Origin of the sequence: Vibrio sp. D431a (genome assembly GCF_030248655.1) — a bacterium.
GTDB classification, from domain to species: Bacteria; Pseudomonadota; Gammaproteobacteria; order Enterobacterales; family Vibrionaceae; genus Vibrio; species Vibrio alginolyticus.
In genome coordinates this window covers 1-883 of record NZ_JAHGAP010000101.1, presented here as the reverse complement: position 1 = coordinate 883, position 883 = coordinate 1, and the positions used below count along the sequence as shown (strand labels likewise).

Below are 883 nucleotides of genomic sequence, written 5' to 3'. Positions count from 1 at the left end.
AACAGTTTTGGGGTTGTTCAACCTTTCCCAAGTGTAGGGCTGTGAAACAATTCAACTAACAAACTGTTTAAGAGTGATTCGCAACGCGTGGCATTTTTACTATGCGTTGGGTTTAGTGTTTAAGGTGGTATGCGGCAGCTTCGGTATTGCGTTGCTCACACCTTAACAGGGCGTTAGCATACTTTGATAGGAGTTCAGATGACTACGATAGTCGAACAAATTGTTAATCGTGAAATTGACTCGGTCATCGTGTATGAATCTGACCAAGTTATAGCTTTTGCAGATCATGACCCAATCAACTTTGGACATATTTTAATCTGTCCTAAGACTCAATATCGTACTTTCATCGACCTGCCTGAGTCTGTGTTTTTAGAGATCACCGACGTTGCAAGAGATTTATATAAACGTATAGAAGCTAAGTTCAATCCCGATGGTATCGGCTTTATGCAAAACAATGGAGAGGCACCTCATTTCAACGAGCTCGATCACTACCATTTGCATATTTTCCCTAGGTTCCATGGCGACCAGTACGGTTGGGTTAGTAGTGAACTTGGAATTCAAACTATGGATAAACTAAGAGAATCACTTAAAGAACTATGAGCATTGAAAAATATGCTAACAAATTGTTCAAGAGTGATTCGGCACGCGTGGCATTTTGACTATGCGTTGGTTTTAGTGGTTAGGTGGTATGCAGAAGCTTCGGTATTGCGTGCCTCACACCTTAACAAGGCGTTATGCCTATAAGAGGAAATATGGATAGTAAATGGGGGTGCTTTGGGTGCGGGCATAGCAATGAACACTCATCATTGAAGTGTGAAAAGTGCGGGGCTTTAGGTAAAGAGCTTGCAAACAAGCAGATGGCAAACCACCTGTTAGGGAATGA

The 883-nt window shown here is 41.9% G+C and carries 1 protein-coding gene; it reads left to right on the top strand.

Annotation, left to right across the window (positions count from 1 at the left end):
• Positions 1–198 precede the first annotated feature (198 nt).
• Positions 199–600 carry an HIT family protein gene (locus tag KJB35_RS28215; protein WP_017636213.1) on the top strand — a complete coding sequence of 134 codons (402 nt, stop codon included), beginning with the start codon at positions 199–201 and terminating at the stop codon, positions 598–600.
• Positions 601–883: the final 283 nt, after the last annotated feature.